12 protein-coding genes and 1 pseudogene are annotated in these 14,520 nt (G+C 68.7%); 7 read left to right on the forward strand and 6 right to left on the reverse strand.

What is annotated here, in order from left to right; all coding sequences use genetic code 11:
- Window positions 1-280 precede the first annotated feature (280 nt).
- Window positions 281-1,102 (reverse strand): IclR family transcriptional regulator, encoded by an 822-nt coding sequence (locus OG698_RS45110; RefSeq protein ID WP_406110030.1) that lies wholly within the window; start codon window positions 1,100-1,102, stop codon window positions 281-283.
- Window positions 1,103-1,245: 143 nt separating this feature from the next.
- Here OG698_RS45110 and OG698_RS45115 point away from each other — a divergent pair, with 143 nt between their 5' ends.
- The 4 genes from OG698_RS45115 to OG698_RS45130 all read left to right on the forward strand — a co-directional run bounded on the left by OG698_RS45115 (window position 1,246) and on the right by OG698_RS45130 (window position 6,873).
- Complete coding sequence (locus OG698_RS45115) at window positions 1,246-2,193, forward strand: 5-dehydro-4-deoxyglucarate dehydratase (RefSeq protein WP_406110032.1); 948 nt, start codon at window positions 1,246-1,248, stop codon at window positions 2,191-2,193.
- The gene (locus OG698_RS45120; RefSeq protein ID WP_406110034.1) at window positions 2,190-3,482 is read left to right on the forward strand and encodes a glucarate dehydratase family protein; all 1,293 of its coding nucleotides are present in this window, start codon (window positions 2,190-2,192) and stop codon (window positions 3,480-3,482) included. Before OG698_RS45115 ends, OG698_RS45120 begins: the two co-directional genes overlap by 4 nt.
- 144 nt (window positions 3,483-3,626) lie before the next feature.
- The gene (locus OG698_RS45125) at window positions 3,627-5,021 is read left to right on the forward strand and encodes an MFS transporter (protein ID WP_406110036.1); all 1,395 of its coding nucleotides are present in this window, start codon (window positions 3,627-3,629) and stop codon (window positions 5,019-5,021) included.
- Window positions 5,022-6,042: 1,021 nt separating this feature from the next.
- A complete protein-coding gene (locus OG698_RS45130) occupies window positions 6,043-6,873 on the forward strand; it encodes a hypothetical protein (RefSeq protein WP_406110038.1) in 831 nt (276 codons plus the stop codon).
- Between the two features lie 653 nt (window positions 6,874-7,526).
- Here the strand turns inward: OG698_RS45130 and OG698_RS45135 are convergent.
- The gene (locus OG698_RS45135; protein WP_406111782.1) at window positions 7,527-7,736 is read right to left on the reverse strand and encodes a hypothetical protein; all 210 of its coding nucleotides are present in this window, start codon (window positions 7,734-7,736) and stop codon (window positions 7,527-7,529) included.
- A gap of 55 nt (window positions 7,737-7,791) precedes the next feature.
- Window positions 7,792-8,358 (reverse strand): annotated as a pseudogene (locus OG698_RS45140) (Ku protein); the annotation flags it as partial.
- 128 nt (window positions 8,359-8,486) lie between these two features.
- On the opposite strand from OG698_RS45140, the gene OG698_RS45145 reads away from it, so the two are divergent.
- Together OG698_RS45145 and OG698_RS45150 are read left to right on the forward strand one after the other, a co-directional pair.
- Window positions 8,487-9,320 carry a PIG-L family deacetylase gene (locus OG698_RS45145; protein WP_406110040.1) on the forward strand — a complete coding sequence of 278 codons (834 nt, stop codon included), beginning with the start codon at window positions 8,487-8,489 and terminating at the stop codon, window positions 9,318-9,320.
- 787 nt (window positions 9,321-10,107) lie between these two features.
- Window positions 10,108-10,314 (forward strand): hypothetical protein, encoded by a 207-nt coding sequence (locus OG698_RS45150; RefSeq protein WP_406110042.1) that lies wholly within the window; start codon window positions 10,108-10,110, stop codon window positions 10,312-10,314.
- Here OG698_RS45150 and gvpJ read toward each other — a convergent pair.
- Both gvpJ and OG698_RS45160 read right to left on the reverse strand, forming a co-directional pair.
- A complete protein-coding gene (gene gvpJ, locus OG698_RS45155) occupies window positions 10,275-10,550 on the reverse strand; it encodes a gas vesicle protein GvpJ (RefSeq protein ID WP_406111641.1) in 276 nt (91 codons plus the stop codon). The genes OG698_RS45150 and gvpJ overlap by 40 nt on opposite strands.
- 122 nt (window positions 10,551-10,672) lie before the next feature.
- Window positions 10,673-10,903, reverse strand: coding sequence for a DUF6381 family protein (locus OG698_RS45160; protein WP_406110044.1), 231 nt, complete (start codon window positions 10,901-10,903; stop codon window positions 10,673-10,675).
- Window positions 10,904-11,289: 386 nt separating this feature from the next.
- Here OG698_RS45160 and OG698_RS45165 point away from each other — a divergent pair, with 386 nt between their 5' ends.
- Window positions 11,290-13,392: a SpoIIE family protein phosphatase gene (locus OG698_RS45165; RefSeq protein WP_406110046.1), complete on the forward strand. Its 2,103-nt coding sequence runs from the start codon at window positions 11,290-11,292 to the stop codon at window positions 13,390-13,392.
- Here OG698_RS45165 and OG698_RS45170 read toward each other — a convergent pair.
- On the reverse strand, window positions 13,346-13,933 hold the full coding sequence (locus OG698_RS45170; protein WP_406110048.1) for a Rieske 2Fe-2S domain-containing protein: 588 nt from the start codon (window positions 13,931-13,933) through the stop codon (window positions 13,346-13,348). The genes OG698_RS45165 and OG698_RS45170 overlap by 47 nt on opposite strands.
- Between the last annotated feature and the right edge of the window lie 587 nt (window positions 13,934-14,520).

Genomic DNA, 14,520 nt, shown 5'->3' on the forward strand with positions numbered 1-14,520 from the left:
TGCCAGGTGCTGTGGGCGGTGAGGGCGATTGGGGATGTTCCGGGTCCGTCACGCACGTGCGTGACGGACCCGTCTTCGTGTGCCGCCTCGTGCGAGGTTGTGTGGCCGCCGTTCGTCAACTCGGTCGGCTGAGGGTCACTGAGTGAGGATCCCCTGCTGGAGGTGGAGCGGCATCGAGTCCTCCCCTTGTCTGTCCGTCAGCCGTTACTTGTCGGACCCGTCCGCCTTCGTCCTCCTGGGCGATCTGCGAACCTCCGAATCGCTCGTCGAGACCAGGGGCTCAGCGCCAGTCGACCCCGCCCGCGCCCGTGCCCTGAGTCAGTCTTGCCTCGATCTCCTCGCGCACCTTCTGCATCACGGTCACAATCCGCCGCTCGCGCTCCTCGGTGAGCCGTGCCACCGGCACCGAGCAGCTGATCGCGTCCTGCGCCGGCGCTTCGCCGTTCACGCGCAGCGCGAAGCCGAATCCGACGATGCCGGTGACGCCCTCCTCGCGGTCGATCGAGTAGCCGCGGGCCCGGACCTGTGCGAGGTCGGCGACGAGCGCGGCAAGGGTGGTGTGGGTGCGTGGGGTCAGTGCCTCGTACGGTGCGTCGGGCAGTGCCGCGTCGGGGTGTTCGGCCAGCAGCGCCTTGCCGAGTGCGCCCGCGTGGGCGGGAAGCCAGCGCCCCACTCGGCTGATGGTGCGCAGATACTCGTGCGACTCGCGGGTCGCGAGGTAGGCGATGTCCATGCCGTCGAGGCGGGCCAGATGGATGGTCTCGCCGAGTTGCTCCGAGGCATCGTCAAGGTACGGGCGTACCACGCGGACCACGGGGTCGGTGTCCAGATAGGTGGTGCCGGTGAGCAGTGTGCGCAGGCCGATTCCGTAGAGCGAGCCGGTGGCGTCGGTGCGCACCCAGCCGCGTGCGATCAGGGTCTGCAGCAGCGCGTACATGGAGCTGCGAGGGACGCCCAACTCGGCGGCGAGTTCCTGCAGTCGGGCGGGCCGGTCGCCGCGATCGGCGAGGAGTTCGAGCAGCTCGACCGTGCGAGCGGCCGACTTCACCTCGCGCACGCCGGACTCGGACGGCCGGACCACGGGCTCAACAGATTCGGACATGGGTCGATCGTACGTACCGTCCCGAGCTGCGTGTCCTCGCCTGCACTTGATGCCGAATCGCTTGCTCGAACCCATTGACGGGGTGGTCTCCCGAGCCTACTGTCCATCCCCATGTGCGAACGTCATCTACATACGGAGACAGCATGGTGGCTCGGACCCCCCTCACCGGCACTGCGGCGCGGCTGCGCGACGGCATGGCCCAGGGTGTGCTGTCGTTCCCGCTCACCAGCTTCCAGGCCGACGGATCACTCGACCTCGACGGCTTTCGCAGCTATCTCGCCGGGCAACTGGAGACGAACCCCGGCGCGCTCTTTCCGGCCTGCGGCACGGGGGAGTTCAGCGCGCTCGACGAGGACGAGTACGGCCAGGTCGTCGCGACCGCCGTGGAGGTGACGGCGGGCCGCGTCCCGGTCGTGGCCGGTACCGGCTACGGCTACGCCCAGGCGCTGCGCTTCGCCCGTATCGCCGAAGACGCCGGAGCCGACGCACTCCTCGTCCTGCCGCACTACCTCAACAAGGCCCCGCAGGACGGGCTGGTCGAGCAACTCCGCCGGATCGCCGACCGCACCCGGCTGCCACTCATCGCCTACCAGCGCGACCACGTGACGTACGACGCGCAGACCGTGCGCCGGATCGCCGCGATCCCCGGCGTCATCGGCCTCAAGGACGGCCACAGCGACCTCGACCGGCTCCAGCGCAGCACCCTCGCCGCCCCCGACGGCTTCCTCTTCTTCAACGGCGCCCCGACAGCCGAGCTCCAGGCCCGCGCCTATGCGACGGTCGGCATCCCCGCCTACTCCTCGGCCGTCCACGCCTTCGCCCCGGAGATCGCCAACGCCTTCTTCCAGGCCCTGTCGACAGGCGACGACGGCCGCGTCGACAAGCTGCTCGCCGACTTCTACGTGCCCTTCGTGGAGCTGCGCGACCGGCGGCCCGGGTATGCGGTGTCCCTGGTCAAGGCGGCGGCCCGGCTGCGCGGCCGCCCCGTCGGACCGGTCCGCGCGCCCCTCACCGACCCGCCCCCCTCAGACCTCGCAGACCTCGAAACACTGCTCACCACCGGCCTGAACCTCGTTGGAGCCGCCCGATGAACGACCTGACGGTCACCGACGTCCGGCTGACCCCGATCCTCGTCGCCGACCCGCCGCTGCTCAACGCCCAGGGGGTGCACCAGCCGTACACCCCCCGCCTGATCATCGAGATCACCACCGCGGACGGAATCACCGGCCTCGGCGAGACCTACGGCGACACCAAGTACCTGGAGCTGGCCCGCCCGTACGCAGAGAAGCTGGTCGGCCGGTCCGTCGCAGACCTCAACGGCCTGTTCACCCTCGCGGACGAGGTCGCGGTGGCCGAGGAGCGGGTGACGAACCAGGTGGACGTGGGTGGCCTGCGAGGCGTTCAGACCGCCGACAAGCTGCGGCTGTCCGTCGTCTGCGGCTTCGAGGTCGCCTGCCTGGACGCGCTCGGCAAGGCACAGGGCCTGCCGGTTCACGCCCTGCTCGGCGGCAAGGTGCGCGACGCCGTCGAGTACAGCGGCTACCTCTTCTGCAAGTGGGGCGAGCACCCGAAGGGGGTCGACTCCGAGGTGGACGACTGGGGCGAGGCCGTCGACCCGGCCGGCATCGTCGACCAGGCGCGCAAGTTCACCGAGCGCTACGGCTTCCGCTCCTTCAAACTCAAGGGCGGCGTATTCGCGCCCGAGCAGGAGATCGCGGCGATACGCGCCCTCGCCGAGGCGTTCCCCGGAAGCCCGCTGCGACTCGATCCCAACGGCGCCTGGTCCGTCGAGACCTCCATCAAGGTCATCGAGGCGCTGCAGGACGTCCTGGAGTACATGGAGGACCCCACGCTCGGTACGCCCAACATGGCCGCCGTCGCCGCCCGTACCGACGTGCCGCTCGCCACCAACATGTGTGTGACGACCTTCGACGAGGTCAAGGAGGCGTTCACGTGCGACGCCGTCCAGGTCGTCCTGTCCGACCACCACTACTGGGGCGGCCTGCGCAACACCCGCGAACTCGCCGCCATATGCCGCACCTTCGGCGTCGGAGTGTCGATGCACTCCAACACCCACCTGGGCATCTCGCTCGCCGCGATGACACACGTGGCGTCCACCGTCCCGAACCTGCACCACGCCTGCGACTCGCACTACCCCTGGCAGTCCGAGGACGTGCTGAACGAACGCATCACCTTCACGGACGGCAAGGTGACCGTCTCCGACGCCCCCGGCCTCGGCGTCACCCTCGACCGCGACAGGCTCGCCGTCCTGCACCAACGCTGGCTTGACGACGACGGCACGATGCGCGAACGCGACGACGCGGCCGCGATGCGCGTCGCCGACCCGGCCTGGGAAGCCCCGTCCTTCCCCCGCTGGTGACACCAACTGCCTGACGGGAGCCGGGAGTTCGTACGTCCCGGCTCCCGGCTCTGGTTGCGGGCGTTCTCCGCCGGGAGCAGTTCTCCTTCCCGGCCCCGGCGACTCCCGCCCTGCCGTACCCCGCATTCACGATCGGAGCCGCTCGTGTCCGCAGTACCCCAGAGCGCCGTCAACGGCGCCGTGCAGCACCCCCCGGCCGTCGAGTCCGCCATCAAGAAGATCTTCAAGCGCGTCATACCGCTGTTCTTCATCATGTTCGTCGTGAACTACATGGACCGGGTCAACATCGGCTTCGCCAAGGACGAACTGAGCGCCGACACCGGTCTGTCGGCGGCCGCGTTCGGTGTCGGTGCGGGCATCTTCTTCATCGCTTACGCGATCTTCGAAGTGCCCTCCAACATCCTCATGGAGCGATTCGGCGCACGGATCTGGCTCACCCGGATCATGATCAGCTGGGGGGTCGTGGCCACCGCCATGGCCTTCGTGAACAGCGCCGAGATGTTCTACGTGCTGCGCTTCCTCCTCGGCGTCGCGGAAGCGGGCTTCTTCCCCGCGGTCATCTACTACTTCTCCCGCTGGCTCCCCGACTCCCACCGCGGCCGCGCCACCTCCGTCTTCCTCATGGGCTCCGGCACGGCGACCGTCATCGTCGGCCCGATCTCCGGCGCGCTCATGGAGATGCACGGCCTCCTCGGTCACGCCGGCTGGCAGTGGATGTTCTTCATCGAGGGCCTCTTCTCGATCGCTCTCGGCTTCGTCGTCTACCGCTTCCTGGACAACAGCATCGAGAGCGCCGACTGGCTCACCGACGAGGAGAAGCAGGGCCTCGTAGCCACCATCGACGCCGAACAGGCCGCCCGCGAAAGCAAGCGCGGCAGCGCGAAGGTCTCCCGCTGGAAGCTGCTCGCCGACCCCCAGATGCTGCTCTTCCTCTGGATCTACTTCGCGATCAACGTCGCCCTGTACGCGGTGACGTTCTGGCTCCCCTCGATCGTCGACGACGTCGGCGACCTCTCCGAGTTCCAGGTCGGCCTCCTCACCTCCGTCCCCTGGCTGTTCGCGATCGCCGCCGTCTGGGTCTCCGGCCGGCTCTCCGACCACATGGGCAAGCGCCGCCCCCTGCTGATCACGTTGCTGCTCATCGGCAGCCTCGGCACACTGCTCGCCGTCTACGTCTCGCCGTGGCTCGGCCTCGGCGCCCTCTGCATCGCCGCGGTCGGCTTCAAGCCCGCTTCCCCCATCTTCTGGACCATTCCGCAGAACTACCTGGACGCCCGCGCCGCTGCCCCGGGCATCGCGCTCATCAACTCCATCGGCAACCTGGGCGGCTTCGTCGCCCCGACCGCCTTCGGCATCCTGGAGACCACGACGGGTTCCACCAAGGGGGGCCTGGTCGGCCTGACAGTGGTGGGAATCCTGGCCGCACTCAGCGTCCTTCTCGTACGAGGGGGCGGCCGGAACGACAGCGCAGGAGGCGGGGCGGTGGACTCGGCAGCCGACGCCTCGGCGGCAGCCGATCCCACACCCGCTTCCGCCTGACAGCGAGGATTGGCCGCTGCATCGCCCGGAAGCCCGACTCTCCGCCTGACTGACGCTTCGACAGTCCCGGGTGGCAACCGTCAGGCTTCCGGGCGATGCCGCCTGGCGCGTGGCCGTCCGGGCTCCCTGACGCGGGGCGCGGGGCGCTCGGGCACCTCCCTCGCGCGCGACGCGCAGCCTCATTTCTGCGGGTGGGCACGAGCAGGTCCTGAGGCACGGTCACTGTTCAGTGGAGGCGCCGTCGCCCGCGCTGCGTTCACACAGGCGGCCCTCGGTGTCCCAGCGCGTGCGCGTGGTGGCGGCGAGCGCGTCGGTCCACATGACGACACGGCCGACGGCGTCCCGGTGGCAGACGGTGCGGGTCTGGTGTGCGTCGACGAGCGCGTGCGGGGGTGAGGTGCTGGAGGTCGGCGGCGAAGCGGGGGAGGGTCTCGACGGTCGGCACGGTGATCTCCTCCGGGCAGCACGACGGAGCCCTCGGCGGTTGTTGGTGGCTGATGCAGGGCGGTGCTCGTTGGTGGCTGCGGGTTGCTTGGAAGCTGTGTCACAACCTCGAAGCGCTGGTCAGCCCAGTGCGACATCGGCGCCACGCAGGTTCTCCCCATCTCCCGCCGTTGACGGCGGGAGACTCGGCAGGCCGCGGACGCCCGCTGTACTCCCTGGGAGCTGCGGGCGCGACCCGGCTGACGGGGTCGGCGGGCGCGCCGGGGCGGCGACGGCGGCCGCGATGCTGAGCACGAACGGCAGGACGTCGACGAGCGTGGCGGCAGCGGCAGTGCGATGATGGATCGTCCAGCAGACCTCGTCGGTTGGCGCGATGACCTGCCGTGTCTGACGACGTCGCGCGGTCGAGCGTTCGCCGTGGGCCCTGACACCCACCGGCCGGAGCGCATGCCGGCGATGCCGGGTGAGAACGGGCACATGGCCGGTTTCGCCCCGCGCTTCTACCGGCCCCACCACGGGTCCCATAGACGTTGATCCGCGTAGCGCTAGCTGTCCCCCACCGCGGGAGGTGTGCCGCATGAGCTCAGGACGGCCGAGTATCACCACACCCGGCAAGGCCCGGTTCGACGACATCTACAATCAGCCGGATCCGCGCGCCTATTTCCACGGGCTCGCACCACTGGAGTACGAGATCCCGCACCATGGCCAGGAAGTATTCCGTCGCGCCCGGGCCGACCGGGCAGCCGTCCACGGCACGGACGGCCCCGTCACGGTGCTTGACCTGTGCTGTTCCTACGGCATCAACGCCGCATTGCTCAATCACGACCTCACGCTCGCCGAGCTGTACGAGCACTACACCGGCCCCGAGGCGGAATCCCTCACCACCGCTGAACTCATCGAGGTGGACAAGGAGTTCTACGTCTCACGGCGCCGCCCGGACGCGACACCGGTCATCGGACTCGACGCGGCGGACCAGGCCGTCCGATATGCCCTCGACGTCGGCCTGCTCGACGAGGGCTATGGCGAAAACCTGGAGCAGGCTCCGCCCGGACCAGGCCTGCGGCGCGCCGTCGAGCGTTGCGGGCTGATCACCGTCACCGGAGGCATCGGCTACATCACCAAGAGCACCTTCGAGGCGCTTCTGGAGTGTGCCGAGGTCCCGGTCTGGGTGTACGCGTTCGTGCTGCGGACCGTGCCGTATCACCCGGTGGCCGCCGCTCTGAGCACCTTCGGGCTGGTCACGGAGACGGACCCGGCGCGGACCTATCCGCAGCGCCTGTTCACCGGTCCGGCGGAGCAGCGCTACGCCATCGAGCAGGTTCGTCTCGCGGGTCACGACCCGATCGGGCTGGAGACCGCGGGCCGGTACCACACCCAGCTGTACCGGTCCCGACCCGGCACGGTCTGAGGGCCTCGGCGCCTCCGCATGGTCTGAGGGCCTCGGCGCCTCCGGACGGCCGGAGGCGCCGAGGCCCTCACTAGGCTCCATGCCATGACCAGTGGTCTCGGATTCACCTGCGCGTGCTGTGGCGTCTACCGCCCTGAGCCGCTGATGAACTACACGGCCGAGCCCCCGGCCCTCGCTTGCGACGGGCGGCCGTGATGGAAGACGCACGTGTGTCTATGGCGCCTGAAGGTCTGAGCCGGCGGGCCCGGTGCTTCGTTGAGGTGCACGGGCTGCGTGCGCCTCGGCCGGATATGCGGCGCAACCGGGACGTGTGGCTCAGTCACGGGATACCCGCTGCGGAGATCGACCGCGCCGTGGCTTTCCAGGATCGCTGGGGTGGCATCGCTCTGCCGCCGGCCCCCCGCGTACGAGGGCGGCCCACGCGTTCTGAACGCCGACGTTCCCGAAGACCGAGCGGATGACGGCTGGTTGATTCCGGCCGGGGACTGCCGGGTGTCCATGGCCTACGGATTCATGATCGGCCCAGGAGGCGAGTTCGGCATCGACGCCCACCGCTGGACACCCTTGTACGCCAGCATGGACGCGTGCGCGTGCAGAGCGGATAGATGAAGGTCAGCCTGAAGGCGCAGGCAGGCACTGACAACGACGGGTGGCTACGCCTGGTCGTCGGGCCACTGCTTCATGGCCTCATAGTTGTCGCCGCCCCGTTCCGAGAGGACGATCTTCGCCTCGGCTATGGCGCTGTAGCTGCCGATCCACGAGGTGAATTTCCGCTCGGCGCTCGCGAGATCGGGCCACGCTCCCTGCATGACGACAGCGCCCGCGTTCGTGAGGGTGAGCCGGTAGCGCTTCAGGTCGGCCATACCCGCACTCTGTCACGCCCCGCGCGGCGGGTCGACGGAGCGTGTACGGCTTGACAGTTATCTGGCCGTCGGGTTCGACGTAGTGGACCTCGCCGATCCGGATGAGGTCGATGTCGCGGTACGGCACGAAAGAAACGATCTCGATCGCCTTCGCCATGGGCAGGGGCAGGTCGGACAGGTCCTCGTCAGTGATCGCGAAGATCGTGTCCCTCGAGACCTCATCCCCTTCGCCGATCTCCTCGGCGCCGAGCTCGCGCTCCTCGATCCCGCAGAACCTCTTGGTACGCACTCTGGCCATGTCGTCCAGGTGGTGCTGGTGGAAACGCACGCTGTGGTCCTCCGTGGCTGTGGTCACCTTGATAGGGATCGTGACCAGCCCAATGCTGATGGCGCCGGACCAGACAGCGTGCGGCGTGAGGGACCTCCGATACGTGCCCCGAGACCTCCAGTAGGGTCTCAAATTTCGTGTCGGAATCCCACGGCTGGTGCCGGAGGGAAGTCGGATCCGACGTGGCGCTGAGACATGCAGGTCGCGCCTGTACCGTGTTCGAGTTCTCGCGCCGACGCCTGGGAAGCCCATCGGCCTCGCCGGGAACAGCCGGTCCGGGCGGCACTGTTGCATCGATCGAGGGACCGGCGTCGCACGGGTGGGAACAAGATCATTCACCCTGGCGGGATCCGGGCCCTCGGGATCGCGGTACGCCCGCCGCGCGCTCGGATCAAGACGTCTTTCTGCAGGAGGAATGTTTCATGACTGACCGGCCCTTGACGCTCATGGCAGTGCACGCCCACCCCGACGACGAGGCCACCGGAACCGGAGGGGTCCTTGCGCGGTATGCGGCGGAGGGCATCCGCACGGTTCTCGTGACGTGTACCGACGGCGGTTGCGGTGACGGACCGGGGGGTGTCAAGCCGGGTGACCCCGGGCACGATCCGGCGGCCATCGCCCTGATGCGCCGTCAAGAACTTGAGGCGAGCTGTGACGTCCTGAAGGTCAGCGATCTGGAGATGCTGGACTTTGCCGACTCCGGGATGATGGGCTGGCCGAGCAACGACGCCCCCGGATCCTTCTGGCAGACCCCCGTGGAGGAGGGCGCCGCCCGACTTGCGGAACTCATGCGGCACTACCGGCCCGATGTGGTCGTCACCTACGACGAGAACGGCTTCTACGGCCACCCCGACCACATCCAGGCCCACCGCATCACGATGGCGGCGCTGGAGATGACCGCGCTGACACCGAAGGTGTACTGGACGACGATGCCCCGCTCGATGATGCAGCGGTTCGGGGAGACCCTGCGCGAGTTTCATGAGGACATGCCGGAGCCGGATCCTGCGGAGGCCGCCGCGATGGCGGAGATCGGCCTCCCCGACGATGAGATCACCACGTGGGTGGACACCACCGCATTCAGCGGTCAGAAGTTCGATGCGCTGGCCGCGCACGCCAGTCAGGGCGAGAACATATTCTTTCTCAAGATGGGCAAGGAGAGGTTCGGCGAGTTGATGGGCATGGAGACCTTCGTACGTGTCAAGGACGCCACCGGCGCGGCCGTACCCGAGAACGATCTCTTCGCCGGACTGCGCTGATCCGACCGTCCGACCGGGGCCCGGGAAAGGTCATCGGCCGTACGGCGTGATCGAGCGGGTCACACACCCGGAGGCTTGACCACGCGAGTTCCGCTCCGGCAGCCCGCGACCACCTGGCAACCGTACAGGTGGGAGACCTGCGGGCTGCCGACTCGGAAGGCGCGCGACAACCAAGGTCACAAGCCCGGCGGTACGCTCCGATCAACCACTAGTTGGCAGGTCATGGTCCGCAACCCGGGTACAGAGGCCATCACCCTGACCGCGATCGCGTACTGCTCACCAGGTACCGCCACGTAGTGATGGTCTGCCGATCCGGGCGGGCGCTCAACTCCAAAGGCCGGGAAGGATGACAGCGCACAGGCGGATTCCCTCCGGGATCGATGTGGTGGCGCTGCCCGTGGGGGGCGGATAGTCACCCAGGGGCGCATCGATGTCGATCGGCTGGGCTCGGGTATGTCTACGCTTCGCCGCAGGTAGCACACCGCCACTTCTGACACAGCGCCCGTCTCAGCCACCGCTACGGGCATTGCCATCGCCCGCCCTCGCGCGCTGTGCGGCGTCGATGGGGCCTGGTCTGATGTGCCTTGTTTTGGTACCCCACCGCAGCATGTCACCACGTGGAAGCGGGTACTGCCGTCGAGCGATCCACCCCGGGCCCCGCAGGTGGGGCCGAGTGCGACTGCACACCCTGGAGCCGGCTCGTAACTCAAATGGCGCGTACGTCACCTTGCGTGTCGGTGTGGAAGGAGGAAGCTCCATCCACGCATGTCTCAGAGGAGTCGCCGTCATGGGCGGTATGTGGGGCAAGCGCCAGGAACCGGGCAAGGGCCGCGAGGAACAGGAGCGCACGCGCCGCTCAGACCGCGAACCCGCTCACCCTGGCACAGGCGAGGAGCGTGTACGGGGCAAGGGCCCCGAGGATCTCAAGCACAGCCTCCAGGATGAGATGACTCGTCAGCGCGGCGAGGACGAGATGCGCGACGACGAGCACTGAGCGCGGCCAAGCCGCCACACCCACGCACGCAGGACCCGGCCGGGGCCCATAGTCGCCACCCGGCCGGGTCCTGTCTCGTGCCCCTCCGCATGGGGCGCATCACGCGGGCGGGACTGGATCCGCACGAGATCGATGTCGGCGATGGACAGCACGAGATCACCCGTGAGCACGGCCCCGCCGCTGAGGAGGCGGTCCAGGAGGTCGATGAGCCGGTCCGGCAGCGGCTCGAGGTTCAGGAGGGGACCCGCCGAAACGGAGGGCCCAGTGCGTGTCGCGTTCCTGTCCAGCGTTTCAGGTCAGGGGATGAGCGAACGGGGCCGTCCGGTTCGGGAGGAGTCGGCTGCCCTGCCTCCCGTGGTCAGGCCACCGAGTTGGTGGCCTGAATGCCCGCTTGGTCGATCTGGTGTCTGATCCGCTGAGCTTTGGCCTTCAGCCGCGCCCGCTGCTCCGTGTCGGTGGCTCGATCAGCTGCTTGATCCAGGTGATGGGCCTTGCGGCGCATGACCTGGATGCGGTCGCCCCGTCGTTCGAACCGCCCATAGTCGCTCCGCCTGGGGCGACTGCACAACAATCCGTAGCAGCAAGGCAACGCTCAGACGCTCCCGCACCTTGAGGGTGACGGGCTCGCCGCGTCAGCACCACCCGATCCCGGACGCCGAGCCTCTCACCGGAGCGGCCTTCGTCAGGGGCCTCGCCGCCCGCACCGGGGCGACCCTCGCCACGACCCGCTGGGACACTGGATCCGTCCCTGGTTGCGGCCATCCCCCTTGCCGGCCGCGGCCTCCTCACCGGTGGCTGTCCGAGCGCCCCTCTAGCTACGCGCTCCTGTTCGCGGCGCTTGGAAACGTATGGGTGCCGCGGTGCCGCGCGCTGCTGTCGGATCGTGGACACGGGGTTGCGGGAGCAGCATGGAAGGGAAGGCCTCAAGCAGCACGCGTCCTGAGTGGGCTTGCGCTGAGGAGGGAGCTCTTCAGGATGGATGTCCACGAGTCACGCCCGGAGCGGGAGCGGGAGGGGGAGGTGGACGGCGGGGCGGGGGCGGCGCCGCCGGGAGGGTTGCTCGATCTGCTCAGCGTGGCTGCGGTCGTTCTGGACGCCAGTGGGCGGATCGTGTTCTGGAGCCCGCAGGCCGATGAGGTGTTCGGGTACACGGCCGAGGAGGCTCTGGGCCGGTACGCGGCAAAGCTGCTGGTCCACGAGGAGCAGCGGGACGTGGTGGTCGGGCTGTTCGCCGAGGTGATGGGGACCGGCGAGAGCTGGGCGGGCGCGTTCCCGATCCGGCACAAGGACGGCAGTACGCGCCTGGTGGAGTTCCGCAACATGCGCCTGGTGGACGACCTCGGCGACATCTACGCCTTGGGCATCGCTGCCGATCAGAGCACCTTGAAGCGGATGGAGACTGACCTGGCCCTGTCACAGCGCCTGATCTCGCAGGCTCCCATCGGCATCGCCCTGCTGGACACGGACCTGCGCTATGTGCTGGTCAACCCGGAGCTGGAGCGCATCAATGGCATACCGGCGGCCGATCACTTCGGCCGGCGCCCGCATGACATCCTCACGTCCCTCGACGTCGACTCGATCGAGTCCGCGATGCGCCGGGCGCTGCTTACCGGCGCTCCCCTGATCGACCAGCACACCGTCGGCCGCACCCGCGCCGATCCGGACCACGATCACGCATGGTCGGTGTCGCACTACCGGCTGGAAGACGCGAGCGGGCGGGTGATCGGTGTGGCGAACTCGGTCATCGACGTCAGCGAACGCCACCGGGCAGCTGCCGAGGCGGACCGGGCCCGGCGCCGCCTGACCATGATCGCCGACGCGTCCGCCCGTGTAGGCACGACTCTGGAGAGTGAACACATCGCCCAGGAACTGGTGGGGGTAGCGGTGCCGGACCTGGCCGACGTGGCGTCGGTCGATGTCCTTGACGCCGCTCTGGCCCTGCGCCCCTCGTCTCCCTCCAGGGGCCCGGAGCTGTTTCGCTCGCTTGCCGTGTCCGCGGCCTATGCCACTCCCGCCGCGGGTGCCATGCAGACCGTCGACCGCGCCCCGTACGGCGCGGACCGGCTGATCACCCAATGCGTTCACACCGGACGGCCCGTCGTCGTCACCCACGCCGGACAGAAGGACCTGGAGCGCATCGCCCTCGGCACCGACAACGCGGCAATCTTCGCCCAAGCGGGCATGCACTCCTACCTCGCGGTCCCGCTGATCGCCCGCAACGAGGTCCTCGGCACATTTGCCCTGTTGCGGGCCCGCAACCAGCTCCCGTTCGACGATGACGACGTGCTGCTTGCCGTAGAGCTGGCCGCCCGTGCCGGCGTCGCCATCGACAACGCCCGCTTGTACCAGAGCGTCCGCAACACCGCCGAAACCCTCCAGCGAAGCCTCCTGCCCGGCGAACTCCCGCAGCCCACCGGCCTGAACGTCGCCTCCCTCTACCAACCCGCACAGGCATACAGCGAGGTCGGAGGCGACTGGTACGACGTCATCCCCCTTGCGGGCGACAAGACCGCACTGGTGATCGGTGACGTCATGGGCAACGGCATCGACGCCGCCGCCACCATGGGCCGCCTACGCACCGCCACATCTGCGTTCGCCGACCTCGACCTGGCTCCCACCGAGGTCCTGCGGCACCTCGACAAGATCACCTGCGGGATCGAGCACTACATCGCCACCTGCATCTACGCCACCTACGATCCGCACACCCACCGGTGTCACATCGCGAACGCCGGACACCTCCCGCCCGTCCTCGCCTCACCCGGACGGCACCCTCAACTGCTCGAGCTGCCCCCGGGGGCACCCCTGGGTGTCGGCGGTGTCCCCTTCCACACCACCGCGTTCGACCTGAATATTGGCGACCGGTTGCTCCTCTACACCGACGGCCTCGTCGAAACCCGCCACCAACCCATCGACGAGCGCCTGAACACTCTCCTGCACACCCTGGACGAACCCCGCAGACCACTCGACGAAACCTGCCGGTGGCTCCTTGACACCCTGCGCGACCCGGACGACCACGACGACGTTGCCCTCCTCATCGCGCAAGCCACATCCGTGGTCTCCCAAGCGCACCCCACCTGACCCGACGCCCCATCTGATGCGCACAGACCGTTTCCGTGGCCGTTGATTCACTGCCTGTGGCACGCAGTCGGGGATGGCAGTTCCGTCGGTGCGCAGCCAGAAGCCGCCGAAGCGTCAGGACCATTGAGTCGCCGAGCGTACGAGGACCCGCCCGCTTGCCACCTTTACGTTCCAACTCGGCTCGACGACGGTCGCCGGTCAACCGCACGACCTCGCCGTCCGACAGCCAGAAGGCGCTGCCGTGCAACGGGCATCGGATGCACCCGTCCCCAACGGTCTTTCCTTCGTCGAGCGAGCCGCCGGCATGGGTGCTGGGCGAGGCGTTGTCATTCGGTCTCGTTGTCAGATGGTGGATGGGCGCCGGCTTACCGGGGTCGCTCTTCGTTCCCCTTGGTCCGGGCGAGGCTGTGACGGGCATGGGAACTTCGGCGGTCGGGCAAGGAGCTCCGTGGACACGCCGCCGCGTGCGGGTGGGCACGTCCGGTGTTCGTGCCCTTCGGTTGGCTGCGTGCTGCCCAATGCCGTCACCCGCAGGGTCCATCAGTCCGGCGGCTCCATTGGGTGAGGCCGGCCCGGCTTCGGCTCCGGAGGGTCGGGCTCATCCGGGGTGGGGGGCGCAGGCGGCTCAGGCGGCGGGACGGGTGAGCCGGGCGGTGTCGGGGGATCCGGTGGGCTTGGCGGGTCGACCGGTTTCGGCCCATCGGGTGGTTCGCCGGGGTCTGGGGGCTCTGGGCGTGGCGGGGGTTCGGGCGGCGGCACGGGGGTGACGTCAGGGTCGGTTGGTACAGGCACAGTTCCCATGATCACGGCTCCTACCGGCCGAGGCTGTGTTCGAGTTTCGATGAGGATCACTTTCGCGGCGCCGGCTCGCGGCCTCGCGCACCGCTCCGTTCAGGCCGATCCGGCCGCGGGCGATCAGCGCGAACCCGTCGCCACGGGCACCGAACGCAGCAGCGCACGCGCGCCCAATGCCACTGCTGGTGCCGGTGGTCACCACCGTGCAGCAAGCGCCTGCGTGATGTGTCATACGGTGCGGGTTTCCCTGATCAACCCCGGCAAACGGCCGTGGGGACCGCGCCGTGGGGGTGGGCTGATCGTAGGGTCGAGAACACAGGCAAACGAGGCTCG

The sequence above is a fragment of the Streptomyces sp. NBC_01003 genome (genome assembly GCF_045162695.1).
Classification (GTDB): Bacteria; Actinomycetota; Actinomycetes; order Streptomycetales; family Streptomycetaceae; genus Streptomyces.

Bases quoted from the DNA above. Each gene is read 5' to 3' on its own strand.
- OG698_RS45110 (WP_406110030.1), bottom strand. From the start codon at position 1,102: ATGTCCGAATCTGTTGAGCCCGTGGTCCGGCCGTCCGAGTCCGGCGTG.
- OG698_RS45115 (WP_406110032.1), top strand. From the start codon at position 1,246: ATGGTGGCTCGGACCCCCCTCACCGGCACTGCGGCGCGGCTGCGCGAC.
- OG698_RS45120 (WP_406110034.1), top strand. From the start codon at position 2,190: ATGAACGACCTGACGGTCACCGACGTCCGGCTGACCCCGATCCTCGTC.
- OG698_RS45130 (WP_406110038.1), top strand. From the start codon at position 6,043: ATGAGCTCAGGACGGCCGAGTATCACCACACCCGGCAAGGCCCGGTTC.
- OG698_RS45135 (WP_406111782.1), bottom strand. From the start codon at position 7,736: ATGGCCGACCTGAAGCGCTACCGGCTCACCCTCACGAACGCGGGCGCT.
- OG698_RS45145 (WP_406110040.1), top strand. From the start codon at position 8,487: ATGACTGACCGGCCCTTGACGCTCATGGCAGTGCACGCCCACCCCGAC.
- OG698_RS45150 (WP_406110042.1), top strand. From the start codon at position 10,108: ATGGGCGGTATGTGGGGCAAGCGCCAGGAACCGGGCAAGGGCCGCGAG.
- OG698_RS45165 (WP_406110046.1), top strand. From the start codon at position 11,290: ATGGATGTCCACGAGTCACGCCCGGAGCGGGAGCGGGAGGGGGAGGTG.
- OG698_RS45170 (WP_406110048.1), bottom strand. From the start codon at position 13,933: ATGGACCCTGCGGGTGACGGCATTGGGCAGCACGCAGCCAACCGAAGG.